Raw genomic sequence first — 14,787 nt, 5'->3', positions numbered from 1 at the left:
AGTTGCCAAAATCATCGCCTAATCGCGTTGATTGCCAGAAGAAGGGGCGCCTCGGCGCCCCTTCTTTTTTGCCTGTAGGGCAGGGCAGTGCTGGATTTTTGTGCGCCAGGGTTGTTTTTCCCTGGCCTTTGCGTATAATTCCCCGGCCTTCCATGCGAAGGTAATGCTCTTGCTGATATCGGTGAACAATAGGTTCACCCACACAGCAGCCCCGATTTGGGGCTGACGGATAAGAGAATCACTTCTCCCATTTCATCAGAAATGCGGTAGAAGTGCGTTTTTTTGTCTGTTGCTCTTTAGTTCTTTTATTCGGAGTCAATTGAAATGGCTAATCAGCGTATCCGTATCCGCCTGAAGGCTTTCGATCACCGCTTGATCGACCAGTCTACTGCGGAAATCGTGGAAACGGCCAAACGCACTGGCGCCCAGGTTCGCGGTCCTATTCCGCTGCCGACCCGCAAAGAGCGTTTCACCGTGCTGATCTCTCCGCACGTCAACAAAGATGCGCGGGATCAGTATGAGATCCGTACTCACAAGCGTCTGGTGGATATCGTAGAACCCACCGACAAGACTGTTGACGCCCTGATGCGCCTTGATCTGGCCGCTGGCGTCGACGTACAGATCAGCCTGGGCTGATCCTCTGCGTGATAACACTCTGAACAGTCTTAGAGGTTAAAAATGACTATTGGTCTAGTCGGTAAAAAAGTCGGGATGACCCGCATCTTCACCGAAGATGGCGTCTCCATTCCCGTGACCGTAATCCAAGTAGAAAGCAACCGCGTTACCCAGGTTAAGACCCTGGAGAGCGACGGTTACCGTGCGCTGCAAATCACCACCGGCTCCAAGAAAGCCAACCGTGTGACTAAGCCGCAAGCGGGTCACTTTGCCAAAGCTGGTGTTGAAGCCGGCCGTGGCCTGTGGGAATTCCGTCTGGCAGACGGCGAAGGCGAAGGCCTGGAGCTGGGTGCCGAGCTGAGCGTGTCCCTGTTCGAAGACGTCAAGAAAGTTGACGTAACCGGTACCTCCAAAGGTAAAGGCTTCGCAGGTGCTGTTAAGCGTTGGAACTTCCGCACTCAAGACGCTACTCACGGTAACTCCCTGTCTCACCGCGTACACGGTTCTATTGGTCAAAACCAATCCCCGGGTAAGGTGTTCAAGGGCAAGAAGATGGCTGGTCACATGGGCGACGAGCGCGTGACTACTCAGAACCTCGAACTGGTTCGTGTAGACGCCGAGCGCGGCCTGCTGCTGGTTAAAGGCGCCGTTCCCGGCGCTACCGGTGGTGACCTCATCGTTAAACCCGCTGTGAAAGCGTAACGTCTGAGGAGATAGGTGATGGAATTGGTATTGAAAGACGCGCAAGGCGCTCTTGAAGTTTCCGAAGCTACCTTTGGGCGTGAGCTGAATGAAGCCCTGGTACACCAAGTAGTAGTGGCCTACGCTGCCGCTGCTCGTCAGGGTACCCGTGCTCAGAAGACCCGCTCAGAAGTATCCGGCGGCGGCAAGAAGCCCTTCCGTCAAAAAGGCACCGGCCGCGCCCGTGCCGGCACCATCCGCAGCCCCATCTGGCGCTCCGGTGGTGTGAGTTTTGCCGCTAAGCCGCAAAACTACGAGCAGAAAGTTAACAAGAAAATGTATCGCGGCGCGATCAAGAGCATCCTGTCTGAACTGGTTCGTCAGGAGCGCCTGGTTGTTGTCGAGAACTTCGCTGTCTCTGCACCCAAGACCAAAGAACTGGTCGCCAAGCTTGGCGAGCTGGAGCTGAAGGACGTGCTGATCGTGACTCAAGAAGTCGACGAGAACCTGTTCCTGGCGGCCCGCAACCTGTACAAGGTCGACGTGCGTGATGTAGCCGGTATCGACCCGGTATCTCTGATCGCCTTCGACAAGGTGCTGATGACTGCCGGTGCTGTGAAGCAACTTGAGGAGATGCTGGCATGATCCGTGAAGAACGCATTCTGAAAGTGATTCGCGCCCCTCACGTCTCTGAAAAGAGCACCATGGTTGCCGAGAAGTTCAACACTGTTGTGTTGAAGATCGCTACCGACTCTACCAAGGCCGAAGTTAAGGCTGCCGTAGAGAAGCTCTTCGAAGTAGAAGTGGACGCTGTTCGCACCGTCAATGTCAAAGGCAAAACCAAACGTCACGGCGCCCGCTTCGGCCGTCGCAGCGATTGGAAAAAAGCCTACGTGACCCTGAAGCCCGGTCAAGAGATCGACTTCGGCGGCGCTGAGTAAGGGGAGGATTCAGAGCTATGGCTATCGTTAAATGTAAGCCGACATCTCCGGGTCGCCGCCACGTTGTTAAAGTGGTTAACCCTGAGCTGCACAAAGGCAAACCGCACGCCGCCCTGCTGGACAAAAAGTCCAAGACCGGTGGTCGTAACAATGCTGGCCGCATCACTACCCGTCACATCGGTGGTGGTCACAAGCAGCACTACCGTATCGTTGACTTCAAGCGCAACAAAGATGGCGTACCTGCCACTGTAGAGCGCCTGGAATACGATCCGAACCGCAGCGCCAACATCGCACTGGTTCTGTATGCAGACGGTGAGCGTCGCTACATCCTGGCCCCCAAAGGCCTGCAGGCTGGCGACAAGATCCAATCTGGTGTGGATGCCCCCATCAAAGCAGGTAACACCCTGCCGATGCGCAACATCCCTGTTGGTTCTACCGTGCACGCTGTCGAACTGAAGCCTGGTAAAGGCGCTCAGATCGCTCGTTCTGCCGGTGCCTACGTCCAAATCGTTGCTCGCGACGGCGCTTATGTAACCGTGCGTCTGCGTAGCGGCGAAATGCGCAAAGTGCCTGCCGATTGCCGCGCCACCGTTGGTGAAGTAGGCAACGCTGAGCACATGCTGCGTCAACTGGGTAAAGCCGGTGCCAAGCGCTGGCGTGGCGTTCGTCCCACCGTCCGCGGTGTGGCGATGAACCCCGTCGATCACCCGCACGGTGGTGGTGAAGGCCGTACCTCTGGTGGCCGTCACCCGGTATCTCCGTGGGGCAAGCCGACCAAGGGCGCTAAAACCCGTAAGAACAAGCGTACTGACAAGTTCATCGTACGCCGTCGTAGCAAGTAACTAAGGTAGAGGAATCACCATGCCACGTTCTCTCAAGAAAGGTCCGTTTATCGACCTGCACTTGCTGAAGAAGGTAGAGAAAGCGGTGGAAAGCGGGGACAAGAAACCTATCAAGACTTGGTCCCGTCGTTCAATGATCATTCCGAACATGATCGGTTTGACCATCGCTGTCCATAATGGTCGTCAGCATGTTCCAGTCTACGTTTCCGACGAAATGATCGGTCACAAGCTGGGCGAGTTCGCGCCGACCCGTACTTACCGTGGTCACGCCGCGGACAAGAAAGCCAAGAAGCGTTAAGGAGTAAAAGATGGAAGCTATCGCTAAACATCGTTTTGCCCGTACCTCTGCGCAGAAGGCTCGCCTGGTTGCTGATCAGGTTCGCGGTCTGCCCGTGGCCAAGGCCATTGACACTCTGACCTTCAGCGACAAAAAAGCTGCCGGTCTGGTCAAGAAGGTACTGGAGTCTGCCATTGCCAATGCCGAGCACAACTACGGTCTGGACATTGATGAACTGAAAGTGGCCAAGATCTTCGTTGACGAAGGTCCGACCATGAAACGCATCATGCCCCGCGCCAAAGGTCGTGCGGATCGTATCCTCAAGCGTACCAGCCACATCACTGTGGTTGTCGCTGACCGTTGAACCGGGAGATAAGCAATGGGACAGAAAGTACATCCTAATGGTATCCGCCTGGGCATCGTGAAGCCCTGGAACGCTACCTGGTATGCGGACACCAAAGACTTTGCTGACAACCTGTACGGCGACCACGAAGTGCGCAAGTTCCTGAAAAAGGAACTGGCTGCCGCTTCCGTATCCCGTATCGTCATCGAGCGTCCTGCCAAGTCTATCCGTGTCACCATTCACACCGCTCGTCCGGGTGTGGTGATCGGTAAGAAAGGCGAAGACGTTGAGAAGCTGCGCAAAGCCGTTGCCAAGATTGCCGGCGTGCCCGCGCAAATCAACATCAGCGAAGTGCGTAAGCCTGAGCTGGATGCGCAACTGGTAGCTGACAGCATCAGCAGCCAGCTGGAGCGCCGCGTCATGTTCCGTCGCGCTATGAAGCGTGCGGTACAAAACGCCATGCGTCTGGGTGCCAAGGGTATCAAGGTAGAAGTGAACGGCCGCCTGGGTGGCGCCGAAATCGCTCGTACCGAATGGTACCGTGAAGGCCGTGTGCCGCTGCACACCCTGCGCGCTGACATCGATTATGCCACTTCCGAAGCTCACACCACTTACGGCGTGATCGGCACCAAAGTTTGGATCTTCAAAGGTGAAGTTCTGGGCGGTATGCCGGTAGCCGAAGTGCAGCCCGAGCCGAAGAAGAAAGGCAAAGGTGGCAAGTAAGGAGTTCCAGCGATGTTGCAACCGAAACGTACAAAATTCCGCAAGCAGCACAAGATGCGCAACCGCGGATTGGCGCAAGCCGGTGCCAAGGTCTCCTTCGGTACCTTTGGCCTGAAAGCCATCGGCCGTGGTCGTATGACCGCGCGTCAAATTGAAGCAGCCCGTCGTGCCATGACCCGTCACGTCAAGCGTCAAGGTAAGATCTGGATCCGGGTATTCCCCGACAAGCCGATCTCCGAGAAGCCTCTGGAAGTGCGGATGGGTAAAGGTAAAGGTTCCGTAGAATACTGGGTCGCCGAGATCAAACCCGGCAAGGTCCTGTATGAAATGGACGGTGTCTCCGAAGAGCTGGCACGTGAAGCGTTCGCCTTGGCGGCCGCCAAACTGCCGTTTAAGACCACCTTTGTGATCCGGACGGTGCTGTGATGAAAGCGACAGAACTGCGTGAAAAAAGCGTTGAGGACCTGAACGCTGAACTGATCAACCTGCTGCGTGAGCAATTCAACCTGCGCATGCAAGCAGCGACCGGTCAGATGTCTCAGAGCCACGAGCTGAAGAAAGTGCGTCGCAATATTGCACGCGTCAAAACTGTTCTCAACGAGAAGGCAGGTGCGTAATGACTGAGAAGACTGTTCGTACACTGCAGGGCCGTGTGGTCAGCGATAAAATGGACAAGTCCATTACTGTAGCCATCGAGCGCTTTGTTAAGCACCCGATCTACGGTAAGTTCATCAAGCGCACCACCAAGCTGCACGTGCATGACGAAAACAACGAGTGCCAAGCTGGCGACGTCGTGACCATTCGCGAATGCCGTCCGCTGTCCAAGACCAAGTCCTGGACCCTGGTTGAGATCGTTGAGCGTCCGGCCAAGGTCTAATCGACCTTAGCCCGCGCAACCCATCAATGACCCCGGCTACGGGGTCATTGTATTTTTATTGGCCTTGGCGCTACCCATGGCGGGGTGATGGTGTTAAACTGTCGCGCCTTTGCTATAGGCAGCCAAAGGTGGCCCAATTCTGGGCTGTAGTTATTTATTAGCGGAGCACTAACATGATCCAAATGCAAAGTATGCTCGACGTTGCTGATAACAGCGGCGCTCGCAGCGTAATGTGTATTAAGGTTCTGGGTGGTTCGCACCGCCGTTATGCCGCTGTTGGCGACATCATCAAAGTTACCGTTAAGGAAGCAATTCCGCGCGGTAAAGTGAAAAAAGGTGATGTGGTTAACGCGGTGGTAGTGCGTACCAAAAAAGGTGTGCGTCGTCCTGACGGTTCTCTGATCCGTTTCGATCGTAACGCTGCGGTACTGCTTAATGCTAAGCAGGAACCCATTGGCACCCGTATCTTCGGCCCGGTGACTCGTGAACTGCGTTCAGAGAAGTTCATGAAGATCATCTCTCTGGCGCCGGAAGTACTGTAAGGAGTATCCCAATGGCAGCGAAAATTCGTCGTGACGATGAAGTGATCGTGCTGACCGGCAAAGACAAGGGCAAGCGTGGCAAAGTCACCAAGGTCCTGGCTACCGGCAAGCTGATCGTTGAAGGCGTAAACGTCATCAAAAAACACCAAAAGCCCAACCCCTACCTGGGTGTTCAGGGTGGCATTATCGAGAAAGAAGCCCCTATTCAGGCTTCCAACGTAGCCATCTTTAACCCCAAAACTGGCAAGGCTGACCGTGTCGGTTTCCGTCTTGAAGAAGGCCAAAAGGTCCGTTTCTTCAAGTCCAATAACGAAGTCATCAACTGATTTTTGGAGTAAACGATGGCGAAACTGCATGATTTCTACAAAGAGACTGTAGTGCCTGAACTGTTCAAGCAGCTCGGCTACAAGACAGTCATGCAAGTCCCTCGGATTGAGAAAATCACCCTGAACATGGGTGTAGGTGAAGCTGTGGCTGACAAAAAGCTGCTGGATAATGCCTCTGCCGACCTGGCAGCCATTTCCGGTCAGAAGCCCCTCATCACCAAAGCGCGTAAATCCGTGGCGGGCTTCAAGATCCGTGAAGGCTACCCCATTGGTTGCAAAGTAACCCTGCGTGGCGAACGTATGTGGGAATTCTTCGAGCGTCTGGTCTCGATTTCTATTCCCCGTATCCGTGACTTCCGTGGCCTCAACCCGAAATCTTTCGACGGTCGTGGCAACTACAGCATGGGTGTTCGCGAGCAAATCATCTTCCCTGAAATCGACTACGACAAAGTCGATCGCGTACGTGGTCTGGACATCACCATCACCACTACTGCGCAGAATGACGAGGAAGGTCGTGCTCTGCTGGCTGCCTTTAACTTCCCGTTCAAAAAGTAAGGAATTAGGGTTATGGCAAAGCAATCAATGAAGGCCCGCGAGGCCAAGCGCGCCAAGCTGGTAGCTCAGTTCGCTGAAAAGCGAGCGACCCTGAAAGCTACTATCAGCAGCGTCAACAGCTCTGACGAAGAGCGTTGGGACGCCGTGCTCAAACTGCAATCCCTGCCGCGTGATTCCAGCCGCAGCCGTCAGCGTAACCGCTGCCGTGTGACTGGTCGTCCGCACGCTTTCCTGCGCAAGTTCGGCCTGAGCCGTATCAAGGTGCGTGAAGCTGCGATGCGCGGTGAAATTCCTGGCCTGAAAAAGGCTAGCTGGTAAGCCACTTAGGGAGTGAAGCATTATGAGCATGCAAGATCCTATCGCTGACATGCTGACTCGCATCCGTAACGGCCAACAGGCGCGTAAGGTTGCGGTCTCCATGCCTTCTTCCAAGCTGAAGGTGGCTATCGCCGAGACGCTGAAGAAAGAAGGTTACATCGCCGGTTATCAAGTTTCTGGCGACGTCAAGCCCGAGCTGGAAGTGACCCTGAAGTATTTCCAGGGCAAGCCGGTTGTCGAGAGCATTCAACGCGTTTCCCGCCCCGGTCTGCGCATCTATAAGAAAAAAGATGAGCTGCCGAAAGTCATGGGTGGTCTGGGCGTTGCTATCGTCTCTACGTCCAAGGGCGTGATGAGCGACCGTGCTGCGCGTAAAGCCGGCATGGGTGGCGAAATCATCTGCTACGTAGCGTAAGGGGGTAGAACAATGTCTCGTGTCGCTAAAGCACCTGTGGTTATTCCTGCCGGCGTTGAAGTTAAATTCGACGGTCAGGAAATCACAGTTAAGGGTAAAAACGGTACTCTCAGCCGCGTTCTGAACAACGCTGTGGCCGTGAACCAAGAAGACAACCAGCTGAAAGTTAGCCTGAAAGACGGTGCTACTGAAATTGCTCAGGCCGGTACTGCCCGTGCCCTGATCAACAACATGGTCATCGGTGTTACTGAAGGCTTCAGCCGTAAGCTGCAATTGATTGGCGTGGGTTACAAAGTGCAGGTGCAAGGTTCCAAAGTGAACTTGGCCCTGGGCTTCTCTCACCCGGTAGAGTATGAACTGCCGCAAGGCATCACTGCCGAGTGCCCGAGCCAAACTGAAGTGGTTATCAAAGGCGCAGACAAGCAGTTGGTAGGCCAAGTGGCTGCCAACCTTCGCGGTTACCGTCCGCCCGAGCCCTACAAAGGCAAAGGTGTGCGTTATTCCGACGAAAACGTCCTGCGTAAAGAGGCTAAGAAGAAGTAAGGTAACACTATGGACAAGAAAGCATCTCGTCTGCGTCGCGCTACTCGCGTACGCAAGCAGATCCAAGAGCTGGGTGCGAATCGTCTGGTGGTTCACCGTACACCGCGCCACATTTACGCTCAGCTGATCGCAGCCAACGGTTCTGAAGTTATCGCCTCCGCCTCCACCCAGGAGAAGGCGCTGGCCGAGCAACTGAAATACACCGGCAACGTCGACGCCGCCAAAGCAGTGGGTAAAGCCATTGCCGAGCGTGCCCTTGAGAAAGGTGTCACCAGCGTTGCATTCGATCGTTCCGGTTTCAAATATCACGGTCGTGTCGCCGCCTTGGCTGACGCCGCTCGTGAAGCCGGCCTGAAGTTCTAAGGAGCAGTCATGGCGAACGTAGAAAAGCAAGCCGGTGACCTGATCGAAAAACTGATCAGCGTTAACCGCGTTTCTAAAGTAGTTAAGGGCGGCCGTATCTTCAGCTTCACTGCACTGACTGTAGTGGGCGACGGCAACGGTCGCATCGGTTTCGGTTACGGTAAAGCCCGTGAAGTTCCTGCCGCCATTCAAAAGGCCATGGAACAAGCTCGCCGCAACATGGTAACCGTGTCCCTGAACGGCACTACGCTGCACCACCCGGTTAAAGGCCGTCACTCCGGCTCCCAGGTGTACATGCAGCCTGCCTCTGAAGGTACCGGTATCATCGCCGGCGGCGCCATGCGTGCCGTCCTGGAAGTGGCTGGCGTACACAACGTACTGTCCAAAGCTTACGGTTCCACCAACCCGATCAACGTGGTTCGTGCAACCATCGGCGCCCTGGTTGACGTCAAGTCTCCGGAAGCCGTAGCGGCCAAACGTGGTCTCACCGTTGAAGAAATTCTGGGGTAATCACATGGCTAACAAGACAGTAAAAGTAACCCAAACTCGCAGCTCCATTGGCCGTCTGCCTAAGCACAAAGCCACGCTGCGCGGTCTTGGCCTGCGTAAGATCAACCACACCGTTGAGCTGGAAGATACTCCGGCCGTGCGTGGCATGATCAACCAGGTCTATTACATGGTGAAGGTGGAGGGCTAATCGGATGAAACTGAATACCCTGTCCCCTGCCGCTGGTTCCAAGTCCGCTCCTAAGCGTGTCGGTCGTGGTATCGGTTCTGGCCTGGGTAAAACCGGTGGCCGTGGCCATAAAGGTCAAAAGAGCCGCAGTGGTGGTAAAGTACGTGCTGGTTTTGAAGGCGGTCAGATGCCGCTGCAACGCCGTCTGCCGAAGTTCGGCTTCACTTCTCGCAAGTCCCTGGTGACTTCTGAAGTGCGCCTGTCCGAGCTGGCCAAGGTAGAAGGTGATGTGGTTGATCTGAACAGCCTGAAAGACGCTAACGTCATCACCCGTAACATTGAATTCGCCAAGGTCGTACTGTCCGGCGCCATCGAGCGTCCTGTGACTGTTCGTGGTCTGCGTGTCACCAAAGGTGCCCGCGCTGCCATCGAAGCCGCTGGCGGAAAGGTCGAGGAATAATAGGCAATGGCTAAACCAGGACTGGACACCAACAAGGCACAAGGCGGACTGTCGGAACTCAAACGTCGACTGCTCTTCGTGCTCGGGGCGATTATCGTTTTCCGGGCTGGCTCCTTCGTCCCCATTCCTGGTATTGACGCTGCTGTTCTTGCCGATCTGTTTGCATCGCAAAAAGACACCATCGTGTCCATGTTCAACATGTTCAGCGGTGGTGCTCTTGAGCGGGCATCGGTCTTTGCACTGGGGATCATGCCGTATATCTCGGCGTCGATCATCGTGCAGCTGTTGACCGTCGTGCACCCTGCACTTGCCGAACTGAAAAAGGAAGGTGAGGCAGGGCGCCGTAAGATCAGCCAATACACGCGCTGGGGTACCCTGGCGTTGGCGATAGTGCAATCTTTCGGGATTGCCACTGGCTTGCCCAATATGGTCGACGGACTGGTACTGTCCCCGGGCCCGGCTTTCTACTTCACTGCAGTAGTCAGCCTGGTGACCGGTACCATGTTCCTGATGTGGCTGGGTGAGCAGATCACAGAGCGGGGTATCGGTAACGGTATCTCCATCCTGATCTTCGCCGGTATTGTGGCTGGCTTGGCGCCGGCTCTCGGTAAGACAGTAGAGCAGTGGAACCATGAGGGGACGAGCGTTCTCGTCGTACTCATGATTGCTGTAACGGTAGTGGTGGTTACTTTTGGTGTGGTATTCGTCGAGCGCGGCCAGCGTCGCATCGTCGTCAACTACGCCAAACGTCAGCAGGGCCGTCGTGTCTTTGCTGCCCAAAGCACCCACCTGCCGCTGAAGATCAACATGGCCGGGGTTATCCCGCCGATCTTCGCCAGCTCCATCATCCTGTTCCCAGGTACTCTGGCTCAATGGTTCAGTAAGAACGAGTCACTGTCCTGGCTGCAAGATGTGGCCCTGTCTCTGTCGCCAGGTCAGCCGTTGTACGTGATGCTGTATTCAGCAGCCATTATCTTCTTCTGCTTCTTCTATACCGGGCTGGTTTTCAACCCGCGCGAGACTGCAGAGAATCTGAAGAAGAGCGGTGCCTTTATTCCGGGCATTCGCCCGGGCGAGCAAACAGCTCGCTATATCGACAAAGTGATGACTCGCCTAACTTTGGCCGGCGCGATCTATATCACCCTGGTGTGTCTGATCCCTGAGTTCATGATGGTGGCGTTCAATGCGCAGTTCTACTTCGGTGGTACCTCGCTGCTCATTATCGTGGTTGTCATCATGGACTTTATGGCGCAGGTGCAGACCCATATGATGACCCATCAGTATGAGTCCGTCCTGAAGAAGGCGAACCTCAAGGGCTACGGGCGCTAAGCCGCCCAGCCTTTGGTGTCGTTGAACATACGGAGTAAGCAATGAAAGTTCGTGCATCCGTTAAGAAAATTTGCCGCAACTGCAAAATCATCAAGCGCCACGGCGTGGTACGCGTGATTTGCACTGAGCCGAAGCACAAGCAACGGCAAGGCTAATCCGGGGCTGGCCAGCAAATAGCTGGCCAGCTTAATTGAAAACAGGCTTTCTGTTGGGTATCCTTACGGGCTTTCCGCAGATAGCCACCCACTTTAGGAGTGCAGTTGATGGCCCGTATAGCCGGCATTAACATTCCTGATCATAAGCATGCTGTGATCGCACTGACTGCCATTTATGGCATCGGTCGTACCCGCGCTAAGGCCATTTGTGCCGCCGCTGGTATTGAAGAAAGCGTGAAAATCCGCGAGCTGGATGAAACGCAAATCGACAAACTTCGTGACGAAGTCGGTAAGTACACCGTTGAAGGTGACCTGCGCCGTGAAGTCACCCTGTCTATCAAACGTCTGATGGACCTGGGTTGCTTCCGTGGCCTGCGTCATCGTCGTGGTCTGCCCGTACGTGGTCAGCGCACTAAGACTAATGCGCGTACCCGTAAGGGTCCTCGTAAGCCGATCAAGAAATAATTCGGGAAGGTAAACGATGGCTAAAACACCGACTCGTGCTCGTAAGCGCGTCAAGAAGCAAGTGGTTGATGGTATCGCCCACGTACATGCTTCTTTCAACAACACTATCGTGACTATCACTGATCGTCAGGGTAACGCTCTGTCTTGGGCAACTGCTGGTGGCTCCGGCTTCCGTGGTTCGCGCAAGTCCACCCCCTTCGCTGCGCAGGTTGCTGCTGAGCGTGCGGGTGTCGTTGCCGCTGAATACGGCGTGAAGAACCTGGAAGTGAATGTGAAGGGTCCTGGCCCGGGCCGTGAGTCCGCGATCCGCGCTCTGAACGCTGCCGGTTTCCGGATCACCAACATCACCGACGTCACGCCGATTCCGCACAACGGCTGTCGTCCGCCGAAGAAGCGTCGCGTTTAATTCGCTTCTAGAGGATAGTGGAGAAAGAACATGGCAAGATATTTGGGTCCTAAGCTCAAGCTCAGCCGCCGCGAAGGTACTGATCTGTTCCTGAAAAGCGGTGTGCGTGCGATCGATTCCAAGTGCAAACTCGAGCAAGCTCCTGGTCAACACGGTGCCCGTAAGCCCCGTCTGTCTGACTACGGCGTACAGCTGCGCGAGAAGCAAAAAGTTCGTCGCATTTACGGTGTGCTGGAAAAGCAATTCCGTAACTACTACAAAGAAGCAGCTCGTCTGAAAGGCAACACCGGTGAAAACCTGTTGCAGCTGCTGGAAACTCGTCTGGACAACGTGGTCTACCGCATGGGTTTCGGTGCTACTCGCGCTGAAGCTCGCCAGCTGGTTAGCCACAAGGCGATCCTGGTTAACGGCAAGGTTGTCAACATTGCCTCTTTCCAGATCTCCGTAAACGACGTCGTCTCCATCCGTGAAAAGGCCAAAAAACAAGCTCGCGTTAAAGCGGCTCTGGAACTGGCCGAGCAGCGTGAAAAGCCGACCTGGCTGGAAGTTGACAAAGACAAGATGGAAGGCTCCTTCAAGCGTCTTCCTGAGCGTACTGATCTGTCCGCCGACATCAACGAACAGCTGATCGTCGAGCTTTACTCCAAGTAAAGCTTAACGCACTAGAGAGGACTATATGCAGGGTTCTGTTACTGATTTTCTCAAGCCGCGGCTGGTGGACATTGAAAGCCTCAGCCCGACTCGAGCCAAGGTGACCCTGGAGCCGCTTGAACGCGGTTTCGGTCACACCCTTGGTAATGCGCTGCGTCGCATTCTTCTGTCTTCCATGCCCGGCTGTGCCGTGACGGAAGTGGAAATTGATGGCGTACTGCACGAGTACTCCAGCAAGGAAGGCGTTCAAGAGGACGTTATTGAAATCCTCCTGAACCTGAAAGGTCTGGCCGTCAAACTGCACGGTAAGGACGAAGCCATCCTGACGCTCAATAAGAGCGGTGCTGGTGCGGTAGTGGCAGCAGACATCACCACTGATGGTGATGTGGAAATCATGAACCCTGAACACCACATCTGCACCCTGACCGGCGACGCGCAAATTTCCATGCGTATCAAGGTTGAGGTGGGTCGTGGCTACGTTCCTGCGTCTTCTCGTCTTTCTCTGGAAGAGGATGACCGTCCCGTTGGCCGCCTGTTGGTCGACGCCGGTTTCTCTCCCGTTGAGCGTATCGCCTACAACGTAGAGCGCGCTCGTGTTGAACAACGCACCGACCTCGACAAGCTCGTGATCGACATGGAAACCAACGGTACCATCGATCCCGAAGAGGCCATCCGCCGCGCCGCCACTATCATGGCTGAGCAGTTGGAAGCCTTTGTCGAACTGCGCGACATGAGCGAGCCTGAGCAGAAAGAAGAGAAGCCTGAGTTCGATCCGATCCTGCTGCGTCCTGTTGATGATCTGGAGCTTACAGTGCGTTCGGCTAACTGCTTGAAGGCAGAAGCCATCCACTACATCGGTGACCTGGTACAGCGTACCGAGGTAGAGCTCCTCAAGACGCCTAACCTTGGTAAGAAATCTCTGACTGAAATCAAAGACGTATTGGCCTCCCGTGGTCTTTCTCTGGGCATGCGCCTGGAGAACTGGCCGCCTGCCAGTCTGGTCGACAGAGATTAATCAGGTTACGTGTTCAACTGATTTAGTTAAAAGGAAACTCCCATGCGCCATCGTAAGAGTGGTCGTCAACTAAATCGCAACAGCAGCCACCGCCAGGCCATGTTCCGTAACATGGCCAGTTCCCTGGTTCGTCATGAAGTTATCAAGACGACCGTGCCGAAGGCGAAAGAGCTGCGTCGCGTGGTTGAGCCGTTGATCACCCTGGCTAAGACCGACAGTGTTGCTAACCGTCGTCTGGCCTTTGCCCGCACCCGCGATAAAGAGGTTGTAGGCAAACTGTTCAACGAACTGGGTCCGCGTTACCAAGATCGCCCCGGCGGTTACCTGCGCATTCTGAAGTGCGGTTTCCGTGCCGGCGACAACGCCCCCATGGCTTTCGTAGAACTGGTTGATCGTCCTGTTGCGACTGAAGCTGCTGCTGAAGAAGCTGCTGCTGAGTAAAGCGACTCGCCAGAAATGAAAAAACCGAGGCATCTGCCTCGGTTTTTTTTATGCCTCTTTTATAGCTCAGTGGTTGTTGGCCTGAACCTGCTCTGTTTCGGTGGCAGGGTCATTGGGGAAAAGGGCATGAAGGTTCGCTAATATTTCATCCACCTGGTCAGGCACCAACTCCTGGACCAGCTGTATCAGTTCACGGATCCGCTCTGGTCTTTCCATGGCAGCCGACTGCACTATGCTGTCTACCGCCAAAGGCTCGGTGGAAAGGGCAACGGTGATAATGTCATGGAATTGGTCGGGTTCATCTTGCATGGCCGAACCAATCACCAGGTCAGAGCAGGCCGGATCGGCACTGATCGCCGCCTGGACTATGGCACCGGTGCTGACCCCCGGCAGCTTCAATGCCTGATCTACCGCTAATGCCGCTAAGGCAGGTTGATGATGTACCACGGCTTTGATGATAGCCGGCACCTGTTGGGGATAGGTCCGAAAAGCCTCCGCCAAGATCAGTTGTGACGCGCTTGGGTAATTCTGCAGCAGTACCGACACTCCCTTGGGTACCGAATTGTTGGTTTTGACCTGGCTCTCCAGCAGGTCATGTAATGAAGTGTCGGTGGCGTAGGCCGTACTTATACAAAGTAAGGCTACACAGCCCAGATAACGCAAGCCCATGGGGTACCCCTCTTTATGTAGTTATCTAGTAGGTTGGTCTGCAAGCAGGAACTAAAGTTCCCAGTACATCTTTTAGCCGTTTCTAAAAAGATCGGCGAGAGTTGAAAAAAGATCTTGTGATCTGAAGCAAGCTCCCTATAATGCCGCCTCGTTGCCAAG

At 54.9% G+C, this 14,787-nt stretch carries 30 protein-coding genes; 28 read left to right on the top strand and 2 right to left on the bottom strand.

Annotation, left to right across the window (positions count from 1 at the left end; genetic code table 11):
• Positions 1–202 (bottom strand): hypothetical protein (locus B3C1_RS20700; protein WP_237751019.1); only part of this gene is annotated, 202 nt, incomplete at its 3' end.
• 122 nt (positions 203–324) lie between these two features.
• Between B3C1_RS20700 and rpsJ the strand changes: the two genes are divergently transcribed.
• From rpsJ to rplQ, 28 genes are all read left to right on the top strand, one after another.
• Positions 325–636: a 30S ribosomal protein S10 gene (gene rpsJ, locus B3C1_RS18910; protein ID WP_008486823.1), complete on the top strand. Its 312-nt coding sequence runs from the start codon at positions 325–327 to the stop codon at positions 634–636.
• A 42-nt stretch (positions 637–678) separates the two neighbouring features.
• A complete protein-coding gene (rplC, locus tag B3C1_RS18905; RefSeq protein WP_008486822.1) occupies positions 679–1,317 on the top strand; it encodes a 50S ribosomal protein L3 in 639 nt (212 codons plus the stop codon).
• 18 nt (positions 1,318–1,335) lie between these two features.
• On the top strand, positions 1,336–1,941 hold the full coding sequence (gene rplD, locus B3C1_RS18900; RefSeq protein WP_008486820.1) for a 50S ribosomal protein L4: 606 nt from the start codon (positions 1,336–1,338) through the stop codon (positions 1,939–1,941).
• Positions 1,938–2,237, top strand: coding sequence for a 50S ribosomal protein L23 (gene rplW, locus B3C1_RS18895; RefSeq protein ID WP_008486819.1), 300 nt, complete (start codon positions 1,938–1,940; stop codon positions 2,235–2,237). The genes rplD and rplW overlap by 4 nt, the downstream gene beginning before the upstream one ends.
• Positions 2,238–2,254: 17 nt before the next feature.
• Positions 2,255–3,079: a 50S ribosomal protein L2 gene (gene rplB / locus B3C1_RS18890; RefSeq protein ID WP_008486817.1), complete on the top strand. Its 825-nt coding sequence runs from the start codon at positions 2,255–2,257 to the stop codon at positions 3,077–3,079.
• A gap of 19 nt (positions 3,080–3,098) precedes the next feature.
• A complete protein-coding gene (gene rpsS, locus B3C1_RS18885; protein ID WP_008486816.1) occupies positions 3,099–3,377 on the top strand; it encodes a 30S ribosomal protein S19 in 279 nt (92 codons plus the stop codon).
• A 10-nt stretch (positions 3,378–3,387) separates the two neighbouring features.
• A complete protein-coding gene (gene rplV, locus B3C1_RS18880) occupies positions 3,388–3,720 on the top strand; it encodes a 50S ribosomal protein L22 (RefSeq protein ID WP_008486815.1) in 333 nt (110 codons plus the stop codon).
• Between the two features lie 15 nt (positions 3,721–3,735).
• A complete protein-coding gene (gene rpsC, locus B3C1_RS18875) occupies positions 3,736–4,422 on the top strand; it encodes a 30S ribosomal protein S3 (protein ID WP_008486814.1) in 687 nt (228 codons plus the stop codon).
• Positions 4,423–4,434: 12 nt separating this feature from the next.
• Positions 4,435–4,848, top strand: a complete 414-nt coding sequence (gene rplP / locus B3C1_RS18870) for a 50S ribosomal protein L16 (protein WP_008486813.1) — start codon at positions 4,435–4,437, stop codon at positions 4,846–4,848.
• On the top strand, positions 4,848–5,039 hold the full coding sequence (rpmC, locus tag B3C1_RS18865; RefSeq protein WP_008486812.1) for a 50S ribosomal protein L29: 192 nt from the start codon (positions 4,848–4,850) through the stop codon (positions 5,037–5,039). The genes rplP and rpmC overlap by 1 nt, the downstream gene beginning before the upstream one ends.
• Entirely contained in the window at positions 5,039–5,299 is a 261-nt protein-coding gene (gene rpsQ, locus B3C1_RS18860; protein ID WP_008486810.1) for a 30S ribosomal protein S17, read from the top strand. The genes rpmC and rpsQ overlap by 1 nt, the downstream gene beginning before the upstream one ends.
• 173 nt (positions 5,300–5,472) lie before the next feature.
• Positions 5,473–5,841, top strand: a complete 369-nt coding sequence (gene rplN, locus B3C1_RS18855) for a 50S ribosomal protein L14 (RefSeq protein ID WP_008486809.1) — start codon at positions 5,473–5,475, stop codon at positions 5,839–5,841.
• A gap of 11 nt (positions 5,842–5,852) precedes the next feature.
• Complete coding sequence (gene rplX / locus B3C1_RS18850; RefSeq protein ID WP_008486808.1) at positions 5,853–6,167, top strand: 50S ribosomal protein L24; 315 nt, start codon at positions 5,853–5,855, stop codon at positions 6,165–6,167.
• Between the two features lie 15 nt (positions 6,168–6,182).
• A complete protein-coding gene (rplE, locus tag B3C1_RS18845) occupies positions 6,183–6,722 on the top strand; it encodes a 50S ribosomal protein L5 (protein WP_008486807.1) in 540 nt (179 codons plus the stop codon).
• A gap of 12 nt (positions 6,723–6,734) precedes the next feature.
• Positions 6,735–7,040: a 30S ribosomal protein S14 gene (gene rpsN / locus B3C1_RS18840; RefSeq protein ID WP_008486806.1), complete on the top strand. Its 306-nt coding sequence runs from the start codon at positions 6,735–6,737 to the stop codon at positions 7,038–7,040.
• A 22-nt stretch (positions 7,041–7,062) separates the two neighbouring features.
• Positions 7,063–7,455 (top strand): 30S ribosomal protein S8, encoded by a 393-nt coding sequence (rpsH, locus tag B3C1_RS18835; protein ID WP_008486805.1) that lies wholly within the window; start codon positions 7,063–7,065, stop codon positions 7,453–7,455.
• Positions 7,456–7,467: 12 nt separating this feature from the next.
• Positions 7,468–7,998 (top strand): 50S ribosomal protein L6, encoded by a 531-nt coding sequence (rplF, locus tag B3C1_RS18830; RefSeq protein WP_008486804.1) that lies wholly within the window; start codon positions 7,468–7,470, stop codon positions 7,996–7,998.
• A 9-nt stretch (positions 7,999–8,007) separates the two neighbouring features.
• The gene (rplR, locus tag B3C1_RS18825) at positions 8,008–8,361 is read left to right on the top strand and encodes a 50S ribosomal protein L18 (protein ID WP_008486803.1); all 354 of its coding nucleotides are present in this window, start codon (positions 8,008–8,010) and stop codon (positions 8,359–8,361) included.
• Between the two features lie 9 nt (positions 8,362–8,370).
• Positions 8,371–8,871: a 30S ribosomal protein S5 gene (gene rpsE, locus B3C1_RS18820; protein ID WP_008486802.1), complete on the top strand. Its 501-nt coding sequence runs from the start codon at positions 8,371–8,373 to the stop codon at positions 8,869–8,871.
• 4 nt (positions 8,872–8,875) lie between these two features.
• Positions 8,876–9,058: a 50S ribosomal protein L30 gene (gene rpmD, locus B3C1_RS18815; protein WP_008486801.1), complete on the top strand. Its 183-nt coding sequence runs from the start codon at positions 8,876–8,878 to the stop codon at positions 9,056–9,058.
• 4 nt (positions 9,059–9,062) lie between these two features.
• Complete coding sequence (gene rplO / locus B3C1_RS18810; RefSeq protein ID WP_008486800.1) at positions 9,063–9,497, top strand: 50S ribosomal protein L15; 435 nt, start codon at positions 9,063–9,065, stop codon at positions 9,495–9,497.
• Positions 9,498–9,503: 6 nt separating this feature from the next.
• The gene (gene secY / locus B3C1_RS18805) at positions 9,504–10,826 is read left to right on the top strand and encodes a preprotein translocase subunit SecY (protein ID WP_008486799.1); all 1,323 of its coding nucleotides are present in this window, start codon (positions 9,504–9,506) and stop codon (positions 10,824–10,826) included.
• Positions 10,827–10,867: 41 nt separating this feature from the next.
• Positions 10,868–10,981, top strand: a complete 114-nt coding sequence (gene rpmJ / locus B3C1_RS20010; RefSeq protein WP_008486798.1) for a 50S ribosomal protein L36 — start codon at positions 10,868–10,870, stop codon at positions 10,979–10,981.
• Between the two features lie 108 nt (positions 10,982–11,089).
• On the top strand, positions 11,090–11,446 hold the full coding sequence (gene rpsM, locus B3C1_RS18800) for a 30S ribosomal protein S13 (protein ID WP_008486797.1): 357 nt from the start codon (positions 11,090–11,092) through the stop codon (positions 11,444–11,446).
• A 16-nt stretch (positions 11,447–11,462) separates the two neighbouring features.
• Positions 11,463–11,852: a 30S ribosomal protein S11 gene (gene rpsK / locus B3C1_RS18795; protein WP_008486796.1), complete on the top strand. Its 390-nt coding sequence runs from the start codon at positions 11,463–11,465 to the stop codon at positions 11,850–11,852.
• Between the two features lie 30 nt (positions 11,853–11,882).
• The gene (gene rpsD, locus B3C1_RS18790; protein WP_008486795.1) at positions 11,883–12,503 is read left to right on the top strand and encodes a 30S ribosomal protein S4; all 621 of its coding nucleotides are present in this window, start codon (positions 11,883–11,885) and stop codon (positions 12,501–12,503) included.
• Between the two features lie 25 nt (positions 12,504–12,528).
• Positions 12,529–13,518 (top strand): DNA-directed RNA polymerase subunit alpha, encoded by a 990-nt coding sequence (locus B3C1_RS18785; protein WP_008486794.1) that lies wholly within the window; start codon positions 12,529–12,531, stop codon positions 13,516–13,518.
• A 42-nt stretch (positions 13,519–13,560) separates the two neighbouring features.
• A complete protein-coding gene (gene rplQ / locus B3C1_RS20005) occupies positions 13,561–13,959 on the top strand; it encodes a 50S ribosomal protein L17 (RefSeq protein ID WP_008486793.1) in 399 nt (132 codons plus the stop codon).
• A gap of 66 nt (positions 13,960–14,025) precedes the next feature.
• On the opposite strand, the gene B3C1_RS18775 is transcribed toward rplQ, so the two are convergent.
• A complete protein-coding gene (locus tag B3C1_RS18775) occupies positions 14,026–14,628 on the bottom strand; it encodes a hypothetical protein (RefSeq protein ID WP_008486792.1) in 603 nt (200 codons plus the stop codon).
• Positions 14,629–14,787 lie beyond the last annotated feature (159 nt).

Origin of the sequence: Gallaecimonas xiamenensis 3-C-1, assembly GCF_000299915.1 — a bacterium.
GTDB lineage: Bacteria > Pseudomonadota > Gammaproteobacteria > Enterobacterales > Gallaecimonadaceae > Gallaecimonas > Gallaecimonas xiamenensis.
Note: the sequence above shows the minus strand (reverse complement) of the source record. Positions and strands in the feature narration are given on the sequence as shown.

What these genes read in the sequence shown, in the direction of transcription:
- rplC (WP_008486822.1), top strand. Translation starts at nt 679, where the DNA reads ATGACTATTGGTCTAGTCGGTAAAAAAGTCGGGATGACCCGCATCTTC.
- rplW (WP_008486819.1), top strand. Translation starts at nt 1,938, where the DNA reads ATGATCCGTGAAGAACGCATTCTGAAAGTGATTCGCGCCCCTCACGTC.
- rplD (WP_008486820.1), top strand. Translation starts at nt 1,336, where the DNA reads ATGGAATTGGTATTGAAAGACGCGCAAGGCGCTCTTGAAGTTTCCGAA.
- rplB (WP_008486817.1), top strand. Translation starts at nt 2,255, where the DNA reads ATGGCTATCGTTAAATGTAAGCCGACATCTCCGGGTCGCCGCCACGTT.
- rpsH (WP_008486805.1), top strand. Translation starts at nt 7,063, where the DNA reads ATGAGCATGCAAGATCCTATCGCTGACATGCTGACTCGCATCCGTAAC.
- rpsE (WP_008486802.1), top strand. Translation starts at nt 8,371, where the DNA reads ATGGCGAACGTAGAAAAGCAAGCCGGTGACCTGATCGAAAAACTGATC.
- rpsS (WP_008486816.1), top strand. Translation starts at nt 3,099, where the DNA reads ATGCCACGTTCTCTCAAGAAAGGTCCGTTTATCGACCTGCACTTGCTG.
- secY (WP_008486799.1), top strand. Translation starts at nt 9,504, where the DNA reads ATGGCTAAACCAGGACTGGACACCAACAAGGCACAAGGCGGACTGTCG.
- rplV (WP_008486815.1), top strand. Translation starts at nt 3,388, where the DNA reads ATGGAAGCTATCGCTAAACATCGTTTTGCCCGTACCTCTGCGCAGAAG.
- rpsC (WP_008486814.1), top strand. Translation starts at nt 3,736, where the DNA reads ATGGGACAGAAAGTACATCCTAATGGTATCCGCCTGGGCATCGTGAAG.
- rplQ (WP_008486793.1), top strand. Translation starts at nt 13,561, where the DNA reads ATGCGCCATCGTAAGAGTGGTCGTCAACTAAATCGCAACAGCAGCCAC.
- rpmC (WP_008486812.1), top strand. Translation starts at nt 4,848, where the DNA reads ATGAAAGCGACAGAACTGCGTGAAAAAAGCGTTGAGGACCTGAACGCT.
- rpmD (WP_008486801.1), top strand. Translation starts at nt 8,876, where the DNA reads ATGGCTAACAAGACAGTAAAAGTAACCCAAACTCGCAGCTCCATTGGC.
- B3C1_RS18785 (WP_008486794.1), top strand. Translation starts at nt 12,529, where the DNA reads ATGCAGGGTTCTGTTACTGATTTTCTCAAGCCGCGGCTGGTGGACATT.
- rplR (WP_008486803.1), top strand. Translation starts at nt 8,008, where the DNA reads ATGGACAAGAAAGCATCTCGTCTGCGTCGCGCTACTCGCGTACGCAAG.
- rpsJ (WP_008486823.1), top strand. Translation starts at nt 325, where the DNA reads ATGGCTAATCAGCGTATCCGTATCCGCCTGAAGGCTTTCGATCACCGC.
- rplN (WP_008486809.1), top strand. Translation starts at nt 5,473, where the DNA reads ATGATCCAAATGCAAAGTATGCTCGACGTTGCTGATAACAGCGGCGCT.
- rplX (WP_008486808.1), top strand. Translation starts at nt 5,853, where the DNA reads ATGGCAGCGAAAATTCGTCGTGACGATGAAGTGATCGTGCTGACCGGC.
- rplF (WP_008486804.1), top strand. Translation starts at nt 7,468, where the DNA reads ATGTCTCGTGTCGCTAAAGCACCTGTGGTTATTCCTGCCGGCGTTGAA.
- rplO (WP_008486800.1), top strand. Translation starts at nt 9,063, where the DNA reads ATGAAACTGAATACCCTGTCCCCTGCCGCTGGTTCCAAGTCCGCTCCT.
- rpsM (WP_008486797.1), top strand. Translation starts at nt 11,090, where the DNA reads ATGGCCCGTATAGCCGGCATTAACATTCCTGATCATAAGCATGCTGTG.
- rplP (WP_008486813.1), top strand. Translation starts at nt 4,435, where the DNA reads ATGTTGCAACCGAAACGTACAAAATTCCGCAAGCAGCACAAGATGCGC.
- rpsD (WP_008486795.1), top strand. Translation starts at nt 11,883, where the DNA reads ATGGCAAGATATTTGGGTCCTAAGCTCAAGCTCAGCCGCCGCGAAGGT.
- rpsK (WP_008486796.1), top strand. Translation starts at nt 11,463, where the DNA reads ATGGCTAAAACACCGACTCGTGCTCGTAAGCGCGTCAAGAAGCAAGTG.
- rpmJ (WP_008486798.1), top strand. Translation starts at nt 10,868, where the DNA reads ATGAAAGTTCGTGCATCCGTTAAGAAAATTTGCCGCAACTGCAAAATC.
- rplE (WP_008486807.1), top strand. Translation starts at nt 6,183, where the DNA reads ATGGCGAAACTGCATGATTTCTACAAAGAGACTGTAGTGCCTGAACTG.
- rpsQ (WP_008486810.1), top strand. Translation starts at nt 5,039, where the DNA reads ATGACTGAGAAGACTGTTCGTACACTGCAGGGCCGTGTGGTCAGCGAT.
- B3C1_RS18775 (WP_008486792.1), bottom strand. Translation starts at nt 14,628, where the DNA reads ATGGGCTTGCGTTATCTGGGCTGTGTAGCCTTACTTTGTATAAGTACG.
- rpsN (WP_008486806.1), top strand. Translation starts at nt 6,735, where the DNA reads ATGGCAAAGCAATCAATGAAGGCCCGCGAGGCCAAGCGCGCCAAGCTG.